The 14869-nt window shown below is 59.5% G+C and carries 14 protein-coding genes, 1 tRNA gene and 1 pseudogene; 10 read left to right on the top strand and 6 right to left on the bottom strand.

Annotated features, from left to right (window positions below; all coding sequences use genetic code 11):
* Positions 1–2: 2 nt before the first annotated feature.
* The 4 genes from NLY44_RS15540 (at position 3) to NLY44_RS15525 (ending at position 3995) form a co-directional block, all read left to right on the top strand.
* Positions 3–719, top strand: a complete 717-nt coding sequence (locus NLY44_RS15540; RefSeq protein WP_023669894.1) for a HoxN/HupN/NixA family nickel/cobalt transporter — start codon at positions 3–5, stop codon at positions 717–719.
* A 478-nt stretch (positions 720–1197) separates the two neighbouring features.
* Entirely contained in the window at positions 1198–2541 is a 1344-nt protein-coding gene (locus tag NLY44_RS15535; protein ID WP_023669895.1) for a hemolysin family protein, read from the top strand.
* Between the two features lie 949 nt (positions 2542–3490).
* A complete protein-coding gene (locus tag NLY44_RS15530; protein ID WP_023669898.1) occupies positions 3491–3628 on the top strand; it encodes a YHYH domain-containing protein in 138 nt (45 codons plus the stop codon).
* Between the two features lie 115 nt (positions 3629–3743).
* Positions 3744–3995 carry a hypothetical protein gene (locus tag NLY44_RS15525; RefSeq protein WP_245263712.1) on the top strand — a complete coding sequence of 84 codons (252 nt, stop codon included), beginning with the start codon at positions 3744–3746 and terminating at the stop codon, positions 3993–3995.
* Between the two features lie 282 nt (positions 3996–4277).
* Here NLY44_RS15525 and NLY44_RS15520 read toward each other — a convergent pair.
* Positions 4278–4507, bottom strand: a pseudogene (locus NLY44_RS15520) (hypothetical protein).
* A gap of 814 nt (positions 4508–5321) precedes the next feature.
* On the opposite strand from NLY44_RS15520, the gene NLY44_RS15515 reads away from it, so the two are divergent.
* A complete protein-coding gene (locus NLY44_RS15515) occupies positions 5322–5633 on the top strand; it encodes a DUF736 domain-containing protein (protein ID WP_023669902.1) in 312 nt (103 codons plus the stop codon).
* A gap of 88 nt (positions 5634–5721) precedes the next feature.
* On the opposite strand, the gene NLY44_RS15510 is transcribed toward NLY44_RS15515, so the two are convergent.
* The 3 genes from NLY44_RS15510 to NLY44_RS15500 form a co-directional block, all read right to left on the bottom strand.
* On the bottom strand, positions 5722–6252 hold the full coding sequence (locus NLY44_RS15510; protein WP_023669903.1) for a Ros/MucR family transcriptional regulator: 531 nt from the start codon (positions 6250–6252) through the stop codon (positions 5722–5724).
* Between the two features lie 537 nt (positions 6253–6789).
* Complete coding sequence (locus tag NLY44_RS15505; protein ID WP_023669904.1) at positions 6790–7038, bottom strand: conjugal transfer protein TraD; 249 nt, start codon at positions 7036–7038, stop codon at positions 6790–6792.
* Between the two features lies 1 nt (position 7039).
* Complete coding sequence (locus NLY44_RS15500; protein ID WP_023669905.1) at positions 7040–7366, bottom strand: conjugal transfer protein TraD; 327 nt, start codon at positions 7364–7366, stop codon at positions 7040–7042.
* A 172-nt stretch (positions 7367–7538) separates the two neighbouring features.
* Between NLY44_RS15500 and traA the strand changes: the two genes are divergently transcribed.
* Entirely contained in the window at positions 7539–10586 is a 3048-nt protein-coding gene (traA, locus tag NLY44_RS15495; RefSeq protein ID WP_023669906.1) for a Ti-type conjugative transfer relaxase TraA, read from the top strand.
* A 129-nt stretch (positions 10587–10715) separates the two neighbouring features.
* Complete coding sequence (locus NLY44_RS15490) at positions 10716–10931, top strand: helix-turn-helix transcriptional regulator (RefSeq protein WP_023669907.1); 216 nt, start codon at positions 10716–10718, stop codon at positions 10929–10931.
* 85 nt (positions 10932–11016) lie between these two features.
* On the opposite strand, the gene NLY44_RS15485 is transcribed toward NLY44_RS15490, so the two are convergent.
* Positions 11017–11259, bottom strand: coding sequence for a helix-turn-helix domain-containing protein (locus tag NLY44_RS15485; protein WP_023699715.1), 243 nt, complete (start codon positions 11257–11259; stop codon positions 11017–11019).
* Between the two features lie 137 nt (positions 11260–11396).
* Between NLY44_RS15485 and NLY44_RS15480 the strand changes: the two genes are divergently transcribed.
* The 3 genes from NLY44_RS15480 (at position 11397) to NLY44_RS15470 (ending at position 14600) form a co-directional block, all read left to right on the top strand.
* The gene (locus NLY44_RS15480) at positions 11397–12077 is read left to right on the top strand and encodes a hypothetical protein (RefSeq protein ID WP_023669908.1); all 681 of its coding nucleotides are present in this window, start codon (positions 11397–11399) and stop codon (positions 12075–12077) included.
* A gap of 7 nt (positions 12078–12084) precedes the next feature.
* On the top strand, positions 12085–12540 hold the full coding sequence (locus tag NLY44_RS15475; RefSeq protein WP_023686247.1) for a helix-turn-helix domain-containing protein: 456 nt from the start codon (positions 12085–12087) through the stop codon (positions 12538–12540).
* Positions 12541–13010: 470 nt separating this feature from the next.
* Positions 13011–14600 (top strand): recombinase family protein, encoded by a 1590-nt coding sequence (locus NLY44_RS15470; RefSeq protein WP_286457583.1) that lies wholly within the window; start codon positions 13011–13013, stop codon positions 14598–14600.
* Here the strand turns inward: NLY44_RS15470 and NLY44_RS15465 are convergent.
* Positions 14595–14671 (bottom strand) — tRNA-Met (locus NLY44_RS15465). The two genes, NLY44_RS15470 and NLY44_RS15465, sit on opposite strands and share 6 nt — an antisense overlap.
* Positions 14672–14869 lie beyond the last annotated feature (198 nt).

Here is a 14869-nt window from a genome sequence, read left to right as displayed (position 1 = left end):
ACGTGTTTTTCCAAACCCTGGTCGAGTTTCAACGCACGATATACTTGGCGCTCGCCGAACAGATCAAATTGCTGTCAGCCGGGGGCGACTGGCTGGCGTTCACTGCCTTCCTGCCGATGGGTGTCCTGTTCGGAGCTGCGCATGCTTTGACACCCGGACACAGCAAAGCCGTGCTGGCTACCTATTTGGCCGGATCGGATGCCAGCATCCGTCGCGGCCTACTGGTGTCGCTGACACTCTCCTTCACCCATGTCACGATTGCCGTTGTGATTGCAGCCCTCTCGTTGCCATTGGTCTCGATTGCGCTGGGCAGCGTCGGCCGGGCGCCGCTTTTGGAGGATGTCAGTCGTGGCCTGCTCGGGTTAATTGGTCTGTGGATGCTTTGGCGGGCGCTCAGCCACGGTCATCACCATCAGCATGAAGGCGAGGTTGTGGGCGTCATGGCCGGCCTGATCCCATGTCCATTGACGCTCTTCGCGATGACCTTCGCGATCTCAAGAGGTGTTCCGGTCGCGGGCATACTCTTTGCAATCACCATGATGGCCGGCGTGGCACTGACGTTGTCTTGCGTGGCAGTTCTGTCGATCCTGTTTCGGGAACGGCTGGTGCATTTCTTCGACCGTCGGCCGCGCCTGTTCGATGTGATATCGCGAACTATCGAAGGTACCGCCGGCCTTATTCTTACTGGCGTGGCTGTCTGGCAAATCTCGTCGAAATGAGAAAGTTTGACCGACCGCCAAGGCCACAGCGATTCTCATAGGGATCACATTGCAATTAACGACGTCGTGCCATTAAGTGCCGGCACGCGTGGTTCGGGTTTGGGTTTAGAACATTGAGCGACCGTCAGAAGATCATTTGGATGATAGCGCTGGCGATCCTCGCCGGCATCGCGGTGATATTGCTAAATCACTGGATCAAAGGCGATCTCTACGCGGCGGGTCCATTGACTTCGACTACCCAGACGCCACATTTAGTTCGGCCGGCATGACCGGTTCTTTTTCTATCCGATTTCTGGCCCGCCGGTTCGCGCCGGCGGATTTTTTGCGGGGGTAGGATACTCAGCGCGGATTTGGCTATCTTGCCCCTGATTGTCAGAGGCGGAGCTGCGGTGATCGCTCCGCAATGATGGCCAACGGCGGTTTCACGACGGCATACGCGCTTGAGAGATGAGAGTGGCTGTTTCATAAAGAGGATATCATGCCTGCGGACGATGGTAGTCTACGCGACATTCTTGGAATTCTGTTGGTTCTCCTACTCGTAGGCGCCAACGGTTTCTTTGTCGCCGCCGAATTTGCGCTGGTCGCGGTTAGACGAAGCCGCGTCGACGAATTGGCTACAGCTGGACGCTCGAACGCCAGCCTCCTTCAACGGGCTTTGGTGAATCTCGATGCGAACCTTGCAGCAACTCAGCTCGGCATCACCATCTCATCGCTGGCGCTCGGTTGGGTCGGCGAGCCTGCACTCGCTCATCTGATCGAGCCACTCCTCTTGGGAGTGATGGGGTCGCTGGCCACGGCAGCTTCGCACACCATTGCCGTCGCAATCGCCTTCATCATCATAACCGCGCTACACATTGTCCTGGGTGAACTAGCGCCGAAAAGTCTGGCGCTCCAGCGCAGCGAGAGCACGGCACTTCGGGTCGTCCGCCCTCTCGGTCTGTTCCTGTTCCTGCTCAGGCCGGCGATTCTTGTTCTCAACGGTCTCGGCAATCTGGTGCTGCGTCTGTGCGGTCTGCGTCCGGGCACAGGCGAGGAGTCCTTGCATTCGCCCGAAGAGCTGAAGCTGCTCGTGGCGGCAAGCCAGGAGGCAGGGCTCCTTCATCAGACGCAACAGGAACTGGTCGAGCGTGTCTTCAACATCGGCGATCGGCGCATTGCCGACATCATGACACCGCGACGCGATATCGACTGGATCGATACCGACGACATCCCTGACGAGATTCTGCGCACCATCCGGCAATGTCGCCATGAGCAGCTTCTGGTCGGCCGTGGGGGGATAGACGAACCGCTTGGCATGATTCTGAAGAAGGACCTTCTCGACCAGGTGCTCGACGGCAAAACGCTTGACCCGATGGCGGTCATCCGAGAACCTTTGATCGTTCACGAGGCAACGCCGATTTTCCGTGTACTCGATCAGTTCAAGCGGACGCCGGTGCGTCTGGCGATCGTCATCGACGAATATGGCGCTCTGGAGGGGATCGTCACCCAGACCGATCTGCTCGAAGCCATCGCAGGCGACCTTCCTGACCTGGACAATGAGGACCCTGATGTCATCGAGCGCGATGACGGGTCCTTGCTCATCGACGGAATGATGCTGGCGCACGATGCGTTCGCTCGCCTAGGATTCCGATCGGGGTCTGCCGAAGGGGATTTTCACACGATCGCTGGGTTCGCCTTGTCAAGCCTTGGGCACTTGCCGGAAGCCGGTGAGCACTTTGACTACGAGGGCTGGCGCTTCGAGATCCTCGATATGGATGGAAGGCGGATCGACAAGCTGCTCGCTCGCCGTGAGCCGCCTACATCCAAGCCGGCAACCAGTTGAGACTGACCGCGCGACAGGCCGGTAAGCCGGCCGGCCTTTTGCGCGCGAATATTCCCACTTTTCGAACCCACGCTCCCACAGTAGTCCCTATCCACAAACGCCCGTCAGTTCGCCCAGGACGCGTATCCGCTGGAGTCACAGTGACTGGTGAGCGTCTTCGCGTCGCGCTATGTGATCAATGGAACCGACAGTTGAGGGTCTAAATGGACGCCAAGAGCGCCGTCTGGCTGATTATTGGGGTCCTGGTGGTGCTAGTGGTGGCCTTTCTCACCGCAATGGCATTCGGGCTGCTATGAGTCAGCCAGGCTGATCGACACTCGCCACAGGCCGTTGTGACCGCCGGGGCGGTGGCACCCCCATTACCACAGCGACTGCGCGACGGAGGGACATGTCGGTTGCGTGTCGACGAACGACCACAGATGCGGCATGCGGCAATTTTTTGCGGCGAAGAATGATTTTTGAATCGTGTACAGAAGTCATGGCCAAGACCAATCCCAAATCCCCTGATTTTCCGCCGCCGCGCCGTTGACCCGCTTTGAGAAAGCCGAGTTCGCGAAGCTTTGCGATCCGAAAGGCCGTCGCAAATCAACTTGCGCCGACAGATGCCTCGCTGGTCTGTGATCTGGTAACGGCGAGGTCGCGCTCATCGCCATGCGAGCCCTGTTCAAGCGCGCTGTGGCCGATTGCAGCGACTCCGAATTTCTTTCGACGAAACGACATCTGCTGTCGATCACCAGCGGCATTGACCGGACAACGGCGGCCACGCAAAAGATGGCCGCGCAATTGGGCGTCTAAGTCCGTCGCTCGCCATTTCATCGGCCGATCTTGATGCGCGGGAGCAATATTGGATATTGAACATCGGCACTTAACCAGTAGGTAATTTGCAATCAGCCAGTTGTGCTAACTCCACGATAGTGCTCTTCTGTCCGAATTATCTTGGGAGGGCGATATGAAATCCACAATTCTTGCCGCCATGGCGGCTTTGACCATGTTGGCATTTTCGGTGGATACCTTCGCACACGGCGGCGGCACCGATGCCAATGGGTGCCATACCAACCACAAGACTGGCGAGTATCACTGCCACTGATATCAGGACCAAATTGCGTGATTTGGGTTCGTGCGAGTAGGCATATTCGCGGCGCCTGGATAGCAGCGTTGCTCACCATGGGGGGGCGCAGATGAGAATTCGAAGGCTGTTCCACTTGGGCACATTGATGCTTGCGGCGGCATCAGCCACGCCATGTCATGCGCAGGGGACTTTCGGAGGAAATGACTGCACCGAAGATTGTTCCGGGCATAAAGCTGGCTACGACTGGGCTGAGCAAAATCAGATTTCCAACGACAGCGACTGCAGCTCAAACAGCCAATCATTTAATGAGGGTTGCCAAACCTTCGTCGAAGACCCGTCTCGCGGTTCGGACGAAGACGATGAAGGCGAAGAGATAGACGACTGAGATACAGCGCTGATTCGGATAAGGATCCAGCCGGCGGCTTCCCGTCGTGTAGGCGCGGTCGCTTTTGGTGTGGCATCTTTCATCGGCTGCGCTCATGCCGAAGACGCGTGCGACCCAAACTACGCGGGAGCCTGCGTTCCAATCGCCAGCGACGTCGATTGCTCCTCCGGAAAGGGCAATGGTCCGCCTATGTACGCGGCCCGGTCACTGTTGTCGGCAGGGATATCTATGATCTGGACCGCGACGGCGATGGGATCGGCTGCGAAAACGGCTAGAGCCACGCTACGGCTTGGACGGCCCTGTCCCGTTCCACTGGATGAACGCCACTTCCTTCCCGGTGACTTCCCGCACGGCTTTCAACAGCACCTCATGCAGGACGCGCGTCTGCCGGTAGTCGTCGCTATGGGGCGATATAAACGGCTGATGATACTTAAGTGCAGTGCCTCCGCTGCCGTCGCAAAGCGCTCAATTTCAGCCTGTGATAATTGCTGCGAACCTTTCGACCTGGCCATGTCCTATCCTCGAAATCTCTCTGTGTGCCAGACGACCTTGCCGTCGATCTTCATCGGCTTGTGGATCATCAAGCGCTTCGGCAGATGCTCGGGATGCACCTCCAAACCAATGGTCGAACCGGGAATTTCCACCACTCTTATCGGGAAAGTCACGCAGCGCATCACCTCGGCGTCAGACGCCCGGCGTGAATCCGACCTTCCAGCAATGCCTCACCGCGCGTCGGCGTGACCGCAGCGGGAACATTCGGCCATGCGGTGGAGGATCAGGTGTGGCGCATCTATAGGAAATCGTCGGCATCTGTCGGCTTAGAAGTGCTGCCCTCAGCAATCAATTGGTCGCCTTCGGAGCCGCCCTGAACGCGATGACGATTCAGCCCAAAGATTAGGGAAATCGGACGTCCCTTCTTCACCGGTTAGGAGTAGGACCAACACCGCCCTGGCGCGTGAGGAAGGTCTGTGGCCGAAATTCAGAAGCGCAGGGCGCAAGCTACAATGGCCCTGACTGATCTTAGCCAATGTGGCGTTCCTTCCGGGTATTCTTTCCAGGCCACGCCCAAGGCGTCCTCGAATGGATTGGGTCTGACCGAAGACCGTCTTCGTTTCACTCCGTCTCGATCGTCTTCTCGCAACGTCGGCGCTGCGTTTTCTTCCCCTGTCCGCTGCGCGTCCATTCCTCACGGTCCAAGAAAGCCTCGCGTCGCCGTCTTCCACTTCGTTTCAGCCCCTTCGGGATGCAGACCGATCGTTTCCGGTCTCACGTCCACCATCGAGGCCGCGATGGGCGCGGCCCGAGAAAACACAAAGGAACATCACCATGGCTACGATCGGCACTTTCTCCCGCACCGCGAACGGCTTCTCCGGCTCGGTCAAGACCCTCAATCTCAACGTCAAGACGGTAACGTTCGCTCCGACGGATGGCGAAAATGAAAAGGGTCCCGACTTCCGCATCTTCGCTGGCGCCACCGAGTTCGGGGCGGCATGGAAGAAGACCTCGCGCGAGGGACGCGACTACCACTCGGTCAAGCTCGACGATCCCAGCTTCCCCGCTCCGATCTATGCGAGCCTGGTCGAGACCGACACCGAGGGTGAGTTCTCGCTCATCTGGTCACGCCGCGCCGCAGAGTGACCCGACAAAACACGAAGCCCCGCCGCAAGGCGGGGCTTTGCCATGTTCAGGTCCTATACAACTTGGCACGTCCGCTAGGTGCAGCGCGTTACGCTTTGGCCGGCGCCTTGCGGACCTTCTTCAGCGGCGACTTCATGGCCGCCGCAGTCGTCGCCGCTGCCGCCGCACGAGTAGCCCGTTTTGGTTTTTCCGCCGCGGCAGACGTGGGCGTCGCCGCCTTGCGCCCGAGCCCTATTGATTTCGCCAGAGCCGACCGGGTAGCCGCGTAGTTCGGCGCCACCATCGGATAGTCGGACGGCAGGTTCCATTTCTGCCGGTATTCGTCGGGGGTCAGGTTGAAGTGCTGAAGGTGCCGCTTGAGCGATTTGAATTTCCTTCCGTCTTCCAGACAGATGATGAAGTCAGGTGTCACCGATTTCTTGATCGAAACTGCCGGGTCCTGTTTTACCACAGGTTCTACCGCCGGCGTGCCGATGCCATTCAGGGCGGCATGGATGTCGCCGATGAGTTTCGGCAACTCGCCAACCGGTACTGGATTGTTCGATACATAGGCGGCGACAATGTCAGCCGTTATCGACACGGTATCCAGTTTGTTGCCTTGCTCGAGAGCAGTGGTCATATGATTTCCCTTTTTTGTATCGGATGAATTGAGCGACGTTTGATTTTTCTAGCCTGCCCACGGCGCAAATAGTACGTTTCTTCGTAAATCCACCTCTTTTGCGCAACATGACAAGAGTAAGTTTCGCTTCTGTTGTCCCATCGGCTGGGATGCTTTTGCCTATCTCATCTAAAGCGAGGAGCTTCCTTCACTTTTCCGCCCGTTCCAGCTGTGCAGAGCAATGCCGCTGGCTCTCACCCTGGCTATAGAGTTTGTATCAATGCGCAGTGTGCATGATCGAATCTGGAGGGCGTGGGAGGTTTCGAGGGCACGATCTGGATTTTGAAGTTCGCTCATAGGGCAGCGCCCGCTTTGACGAGCGTCGCCAACGCGAGCCTTGCGCTCTATATGATCAGGATCAAGGCTCGCGAGAGAAGATTGTCGGCGGTCGCGAGGAGATCGCGAAAGCTTCCTGCGCAAGCGCTTGACTGCGGCGCTGGCACACCGGCGGAAGTTTGCTGTTCCGACTTCGGACTGGCCGCTGCTCGCCAACTGTGGCTATGTTCGCCAGTCCATCTGCTCTTCACGCCGTTCACCATCGAATGCCTGCTTTCCCTTCGCGGCCAAAAGCTCCCGGGCATGCTTACCGTCATGGCCCTGCAGCTTCGCGGCGATCCAGAGCATCGCGCCGTAGATGATTGCGCGATCGTCATTGGTGAGCTCGACAATGCCTGCCTTGAGGACGAGACCGCCAAGCTCGATCAGCTGTCGGGTGCGTTTGCGACGCTCCACCTGCCATGTTCTCATGTCATTGCGAGCCTGTGCCGCCTGCCGGCGATTGCGCGCTGCCCGATTGCGCTGGAGCGCCGCGAGGGTTGCGCTGAGATGCCGAAGCAGTTCGCCGGGACCTGCTCTCGAAAAACATCACCCCACGCTTAGCCCATGCCTCACGCTTTGCCGTGTCTTTCGTCTCAGTGATTGCGACCAGTGCGCCCGCCAGTTCGTCCGCGCTGAGCTGATCGGCGCCGGTGGCGATCACCAGCTCGCCAAGCTGCTGCACCTTTCTGGTTTTGAGCTCTCGCGCTTTTTCTTCCAGGGCTTGAAGTTCTGCGTCGAAGTCCCGCGGTTTGCGCATGGCTGTCTCCATCGGTTGTCGGTCGGAGGATGATAGGGGAGCGGCTGCCGGAAGGCTTCAGGGTCGCCGAGACAGCCCGGGACGGGCTGGTCCATCCCGAGATTTTTTCGAGGGAGGGCGCGCTTATACGTCGTGCCGACGTGGGCTTTGACGTGCAAATGATCTGGTCGCGATGGCGATCTATCATCTTCACGTCAAGGTCATTGGCCGCAAGGCAGGCTCAAGCGCTGTGGCGTCCGCCGCCTACCGCTCGGCCTCGCGGCTGCGTGACGAGCGGATAGAACGCAGCCACGACTTCTCCGCCAAGCGCGGTGTCGTTCATTCCGAGGTGATGCTGCCGGAGGATGCACCGGAGGCCTGGCGCGACCGCGAACGGCTTTGGAACGATGTCGAGGCGTTCGAGGTGAGGAAGGATGCGCAACTTGCCCGCGAGGTCGAGTTTGCGCTCCCGCGTGAACTCAGCCAGGCGCAAGGCATCGAGTTGGCGCGCGACTTCGTTCAGGCTGAGTTCGTAAGCCGGGGCATGGTCGCCGATCTCAATGTGCACTGGGACCGCGCAGAGGATGGAAGCCCCAAGCCGCATGCTCATGTCATGCTGACCATGCGGGCCGTGGACGAGAATGGTTTTGGCGCCAAGGTTCGAGACTGGAATGCTACCCAGCTGGTTGAGCGCTGGCGCGAGCGATGGGCGGAGCTGGCCAATGAACGCCTGGCCGAACTCGACATCGACGCGCACATCGATCATCGCAGTCTGGAAGCGCAGGGCATTTCACTGGAGCCGCAAACCCAGATTGGTGCGCCAGCACAGCGCATTGAGGGCAGTGGCCTTGCTGCTAGCGACATTGAAGCAGATCGCGCCGAACTGCATCGCGACATCGCGCGCAACAATGGTGCGCGCATCATTGCCGATCCATCCGTGGCGCTCGATGCCATCACGCACCAGCAATCGACTTTCACCCGAAAGGACATTGCGAAGTTCTCGCATCGGCACAGCGACGGAGTGGAGCAGTTCAACGCGGTCGTGGCAGCCATCAGCAACGCACCCGATCTGATTGAACTCGGCAAGGACGGACGTGGCGAAGATCGCTTCACCACTCGGCAGATGATCGACACCGAACAGCGCCTTCACCGCGCTGCGGAGCGTATCGATTTGGACGAGAGACACGCGGTGAGTAACGCACATCGCGAGGCGGCACTGGCGCGCGCAGCGCAACGCGGGCTTGTCCTTTCGAGCGAGCAGACCGATGCGCTGGCGCATATCACCGATAGAAACGGTCTTGGTGTCGTCGTCGGCTTTGCCGGAACGGGCAAGAGCGCCATGCTGGGCGTTGCGCGCCAGGCATGGGCAGCGGCGGGCTACGAGGTTCGAGGCGCCGCACTCTCCGGCATTGCCGCCGAGAATCTGGAAGGCGGATCAGGCATCTCATCACGCACCATCGCCAGTATGGAGCATAGCTGGGGACAGGGCCGCGATCTGCTCACAGCTCGCGATGTCCTGGTGATTGATGAGGCCGGCATGGTCGGCACGCGCCAGTTGGAGCGCGTGCTTTCCCATGCCGCCGACGTTGGCGCAAAAGTCGTACTCGTCGGCGATCCGCAGCAGTTGCAGGCGATCGAGGCCGGCGCCGCATTCCGTTCCATCCACGAGCGTCATGGCGGCGTCGAAATCGGTCAGGTTCGCCGGCAGCGTGAGGACTGGCAGCGCGATGCCACGCGCGATCTGGCAACCGGCAGGATCGGCGCCGCGATCGGCACCTACGATGCGCAAGGCATGGTGCATCAGGCTGCAACGCGCGACGAGGCGCGAGCTGAACTCGTCGAGCGCTGGGATCGCGACAGGCAGGCGCATCCAGAGGCAAGCCGGATCATCCTCACCCACACAAACAACGAGGTGAGCGCGCTCAACCAGGCAGCGCGCGAGCGCATGCGCGCTGCTGGCGATCTCGGCGACGAGGTTCAGGTGGATGTGGAACGCGGCCCAAGAAACTTCGCCAGCGGCGACCGGGTCATGTTCTTGCGCAACGAGCGCGGGCTTGGCGTCAAGAACGGCACGCTCGGCATTGTGGAAGAAGTCAGCAAACAAGGCATGACCGTGCGCACCGATGATGGCAGGTCGGTGCGGTTCGACCTGAAAGACTACGCGCACATCGACCACGGCAATGCCGCAACCATTCACAAGGCGCAGGGCATGACCGTCGACCGGACCCATGTGCTCGCCACGCCGGGCATGGATGCGCATGGCAGCTACGTCGCACTGTCGCGGCATCGAGACAGGATGGAGCTGCATTATGGGGCCGATGACTTCGCGACCCCCGAACGGCTGGTCCGCACGCTGTCACGCGACCGCGCCAAGGACATGGCGTCGGATTACGAGAAGGTCGACCCGGCGCAGAGCTATGCCGAGCGGCGCGGCATAACCTTCCGCGAGCGCGTGATAGAGATCGTGCGCCGCATCGTTCCGGAGAAGCTTCGCGACAGGATCGGCGGGCTGCTGGACGGGTTGCGCTCGCCTGGCGACGCCGGGCTTGACCAAGACCTTGGGCGCAGGCCGGGAAGGGAAGACGGTGGAGCGCGAGGCGACGATGCCGTCGCCGCGCCTGGAAGGGAAGCTTCCGCCAGAGGAGCGCAGCGCGACACGTCTGTGCCGGTGGACGCGGAAGCGGCGTTGCGCAGCGCTCGCACCCAGGCGCTTATTCGTCACGCGCGCGCTATCGACGCGATATCGCACAACGGAGATGCGGATGGGCTGGGCAGTCCCGAGCAGATGCGCGAGTTGAGGGATGCCCGTAGGGCCTTCGAGAAGGTGCGGCCCTTTGGCTGGCGCGATGCCGAAGCGGCTTATGTGAAAAATCCCGAACTTGTCCACGAGGCGGGGGCTGGCCGCGTCCGCCGCATCGTGCTTGCTCTCCAGCTTGAGACGGAAATCCGCACCGGGATGGACATCGATCCAGGCCGCCGCGCCGACCGTTTCGTCGAACGCTGGCAAAAGCTCGATCGGACGGGACGGGAGCAATATCAGGCCGGCGACATGTCCGGCTACAAGTCAACGCGCTCGGCCATGTCCGATATGGCCAAGAGCCTTGAACGCGATCCGCAGCTTGAATCCATGCTTGCCAATCATAAGAAGGCGCTTGGCATCGAGGTCGAATCCGGCCGGCGTCTGGGTGTGGAACTGGCATTCAGCCATGGCATCGGAAAGGGGCGGGGCCTTGGGCTCTGACACCCCTCCGATTTGCCACCGTTTTCACGCTACAGGCGGATGAAGCGAAAAATCGGATTGCCTCCGGCATGGGTTCGTCCTGTCTGTCCCAACAGAAATCAGCAACAACCATTCAGGTGGACGCAAGCTATGTCCGAGCCGGATCGTATCGTTCGTCTCAAAACAGTCCTCGCCAGGACCGGCCTGTCCCGCTCGACAATCTATCGCAAGATCGCCGACGGCACGTTCCCGGCTCAACTGAGGATCAGCACCAATGGCGCCGGGTGGCATGAATCCGAGATCAACCGCTGGGTTGAGGATCCCATTCGATGGGGGTCGAAGGCTGAGGTGAAGAGGTCCGATTGAACGGGTAGGTGCAACAACCTGGGGGCTTCCTTGCCGGTTCTGCAAATTGTCAATTTGCACTAGCGCGGTCACACGCTCCCATCGCTCAACCTGTTACTTCCGATAGCTTCTTGATGGCTGACGGAGCGCTAAAACCGAGAATCTCGGCGAGGTTTATAAACTCCACGACATCAACACGTCTCTGTCCGCTTTCTAGTCGAGCTACGAACGATTGGTATTGGCCGAGCCTGGTTGCCAACTCAACTTGCGTAAGGCCTGCCGCTTCACGGTTTTTGATCAGCAGCGCGATCAAAGCTTTGTGCCGATTCGTACCGAGTGTATCGACCACTTATCACCTCATCTGAACTCAGATGGGGGCTTCCTTTATATCTGATTTTCAGTTATCTTAAATTCAGATATTTAGCTGAGGCCGCCAAAGCGTTTGGCTGTATCACCAACCATGCAAAGCTGTTTGGAGCTCGGATCATGGATGATTCCGACGATAGCATGAATTTGTTTTTCATCACCCGGCGGCGCTTGCTGACGGGAACGGCCACGGGCGCGGCGGCATGGCCCTTCCAGGCAAAATCGCTGGCTGGCGAACTGACGGACGGCAGCGCGGCTGATCCTGCTCTTCGTCTGTGTGGGAGCTGGCAAAGAATCCATGATGAGACACTGGCGCTGTGCCGCGAACAGCAGCGGTTGGAGACACACCTCGCCAGGATAGTTGGCTTTCCCTGCGCCAAGGTGCGGCTTGCCGATGGTACGGACGTGACGCTCCATTCCATCGAGAGCCTGAACGATGCCCACTCTCCTGAAAATGAAGTCGAATGGGGCAGGGCGCTTGCGGATTTCGTGGCACACCAGGCGCGCTGGGACGCTGCTGATGCTGAGATCGGCTATTCGAGAACAGACGAACTGATCCGGCAATCGGAAACAGTCGAAGGGGCACTTCTGGATGATCTACCGCAGACAGCGGCCACGTCCATCGAAGGCATTTTGGCCAAGCTCAAGGTCATCCTGCGTGACGGTGAGCACTGGGAACATCCAGACGATTTTCCCTGGCCGCACATCCGATCGGTACTGAATGACCTCGTCCGTCTTCACCGTTTAGACGTTGCGACGAACCCAAGCTCAGAAAAGCAGCAAAACTCACAGAGCAGGTGAAGCCTTGATGAAAATCTTGGATCGTTTTCAAAGCGGTGTGGCACCTAACGGTGAGGTCGGTCCCCATCCGGCCGACCGTCACGTCGGCAGGCAGATCGCGACTCTGCGAGTCCAGTCGGACGTCTCGCAGGCGCAACTGGCCCGTGCGATCCGCATCAGCTTTCAACAGCTCCAGAAATACGAAAGCGCGCGCAACCGCGTCAGCGCTTCCACGCTCTACGAAATCGCCCGCTCGCTGGATGTTCCTGTCAGCCGCTTCTTCGATGGTCTGCCGGGCAATGGCGAGGCAACCGCTCCGCTCCTGACCGTAGACGAACGCCTGGGATTCATCGCCAGCGCGGAAGGCAGACGCTTGATCGAAAGGCTGATGCGACTCCCCCCGCGTGTGCGCAACCGCGTGTCGTCTCTGCTCTTTGAATTGGGAAAGGAAATCGATCCTGTGCAATGCCCAGACGAGTATTAGAAACGAGGTTGAGGAGGTCGTGAGGGCCCGCGCCACTTGTTGCCTACAACCTCGGAAAGACGGCGGTGGGTGTAGTCAGGCGATCCCGCCAGACATGCCTGAGAGCTTCTCCAGAGCCGCCCGGAATAGCTTGCGGCTTGAGGTTGGGACTTACGGATTTCCGAAAAGCACGCCTTGCTATCCAATTCTGCGACTAATCAATTTGATGGCTTTTCTCATCTCCTGCATGCGCGCATCTGGGAGACATGGACCAAGATCATGATCTCGGCAGGATCGAACCAAGCCGCGCATTCTTATTTTCAGCAGAAGCCCAGCCGATCCGTAGCGAGCGCTACTCGCAATGGTTGTGAGGCACCAAAAAAGGGCCTTGTTCCGAGCGCCTGATAGAGCGATTCTGCGCCTTGCAAAAGCACTTGCGCGCCAAGCGGCTCGCGAAGACCACGAGCGTGAACAGGCCGAGAAAACTTATCATGACTCGAACCGCGATCTACGCACGCTTCTCAACCGACCTCCAAAATGAGCGATCAATCGACGATCAACTCGCTTTGTGCCGAGCATATGCAGAACGTGAGGGGTTGAACGTTGTCGCAACGTTTGACGACCGAGCACGCTCCGGTGGCTCCGTCCTGGGCCGTGACGGATTACTTCAGCTCATGGACAAAGCGCGTGAGCACGAATTCGACGTGCTCGTCGTAGAGGCACTTGATCGGCTTTCGCGCGACATGGAAGACCTTGCGGGCATTCACAAACGCCTTTCATTTCTCGGCATCGAAATTCGTGCCGTTCACGAAGGCGTGGTGAACACGGTCTTGGTCGGCCTGCGCGGTCTCGTTGGCCAGCTATACCGAGAGGACATCGCTCACAAAGTCCGCAGGGGCCAAGCCGGCCGAGTCAACAAAGGGCTTCACGCCGGCGGTCTGACCTATGGCTATTCGTACGTGCTAGGCGATCCCGGGAAGCGGATGATCGCAGAGGATGAAGCGGAAATCGTGCGTCGTGTCTTTCGAGAGTATGTCGCAGGGCAAACCCCGCGCGATATCGCTCACGATCTAAACACAGACCGCATACCGCCGCCTCGCGGTCGTGCCTGGAATGCCTCCACCATCAATGGAAATGTGCAGAGAGGGACGGGGCTGCTTCACAATGAGCTTTATGCTGGCCGCCTGATCTGGAACAGGGTCAGAATGATCAAGGATCCTGACACGGGGAAACGTGTCTCGCGCCCAAATCCCAAGGGTGACTGGCGAGTAGTCGCAGTGCCCGACCTCGCTATTGTTCCGTCCGACCTGTTCGACGCAGCACAAGCACGCAAGAAGGCGCGTGCAGCCACTCATCCAAGCCACCAGCGCCGACCACGGCACATGTTGACGGGGCTCCTGAGGTGTGGTGCCTGTGGTGCGGGAATGTCGTCGAAAGGCGTGGACAAGTCCAAGCGCATTCGCATCCGCTGTTCCGCCGCGACTGAAAGCGGAACATGCGCCGATCCCAAGACCTTCTATTTGGATACGGTCGAAGCTGCAGTTCTGAACGGCCTTTCCGCCGAGTTGCGCCATCCCGAAGTGATTGCCCAGTACGTCCAGACCTACCACGAAGAACGGAAGCGCTTGGCAGCCGACACCGATGCCAGGCGCAGCCGTTTGGAGCGACGGCTTGAAGAACTAACTCGGGAGATCGAGCGCCTGGTCAACGCCATTGCCAAGGGCTATGGCGACCCAGCCGTGCTGGGACCGCAATCAACAACGCTGAATGAAGAGCGTAAGGGCATTCTAGCCGAGTTGGATCGGGTGCCCGCCGCTACGGGAGTGATCGCGCTGCACCCTGCGGTGCTCGCTCGCTACGAGGAACAACTAAACCAACTTCGGACCGGGCTTGCTAAGGGCATTGCTTTTGGCGATTCCGAATGTGCAGAGGCAATGCGCGACTTGGTCGAAACCGTCACGGTGTTTCGAGATCCATCGAGGATCGGCGGCGTCGAAGTCGAAATCGCTGGGCGGTTAACGGCACTCTTGGGCGAGGGTGCCTTCCCCCACGGCGTCAAACGAGCGGGGGAATGGTGGTAGCGGGAGAGGGACTTGAACCCCCGACCCCAGGATTATGATTCCCGTGCTCTAACCAACTGAGCTACCCCGCCAGGGCGGCGAAAGGCCCGAAATCCGCCTTAAATCGAAAGGCATTTCGAGGCGTTCGCCAAGGTCGCGCGGATATAAGGTTGGGAGGGCGAGCCTGTCAAGCATCGATGCGCGAGGGGCGCCGGCATATTGTCGCCGGTAAAAGCTTTGCCGGGCTGGCATCTCCGGTAAGCCACCGGGGTTGAGTTCGACGGGGCACG

It is taken from the genome of Mesorhizobium sp. C089B (assembly GCF_030323125.1).
Taxonomy (GTDB): domain Bacteria; phylum Pseudomonadota; class Alphaproteobacteria; order Rhizobiales; family Rhizobiaceae; genus Mesorhizobium.
The sequence above is the reverse complement of the archived record's forward strand: the minus strand, read 5'-3'. Positions and strand labels throughout refer to the sequence as shown.

Coding starts and splice junctions, on each gene's coding strand:
- NLY44_RS15535 (WP_023669895.1), top strand. CDS start 1,198: ATGCCTGCGGACGATGGTAGTCTACGCGACATTCTTGGAATTCTGTTG.
- NLY44_RS15530 (WP_023669898.1), top strand. CDS start 3,491: ATGAAATCCACAATTCTTGCCGCCATGGCGGCTTTGACCATGTTGGCA.
- NLY44_RS15515 (WP_023669902.1), top strand. CDS start 5,322: ATGGCTACGATCGGCACTTTCTCCCGCACCGCGAACGGCTTCTCCGGC.
- NLY44_RS15510 (WP_023669903.1), bottom strand. CDS start 6,252: ATGACCACTGCTCTCGAGCAAGGCAACAAACTGGATACCGTGTCGATA.
- NLY44_RS15505 (WP_023669904.1), bottom strand. CDS start 7,038: ATGAGAACATGGCAGGTGGAGCGTCGCAAACGCACCCGACAGCTGATC.
- NLY44_RS15500 (WP_023669905.1), bottom strand. CDS start 7,366: ATGCGCAAACCGCGGGACTTCGACGCAGAACTTCAAGCCCTGGAAGAA.
- traA (WP_023669906.1), top strand. CDS start 7,539: ATGGCGATCTATCATCTTCACGTCAAGGTCATTGGCCGCAAGGCAGGC.
- NLY44_RS15490 (WP_023669907.1), top strand. CDS start 10,716: ATGTCCGAGCCGGATCGTATCGTTCGTCTCAAAACAGTCCTCGCCAGG.
- NLY44_RS15480 (WP_023669908.1), top strand. CDS start 11,397: ATGGATGATTCCGACGATAGCATGAATTTGTTTTTCATCACCCGGCGG.
- NLY44_RS15475 (WP_023686247.1), top strand. CDS start 12,085: ATGAAAATCTTGGATCGTTTTCAAAGCGGTGTGGCACCTAACGGTGAG.
- NLY44_RS15470 (WP_286457583.1), top strand. CDS start 13,011: ATGACTCGAACCGCGATCTACGCACGCTTCTCAACCGACCTCCAAAAT.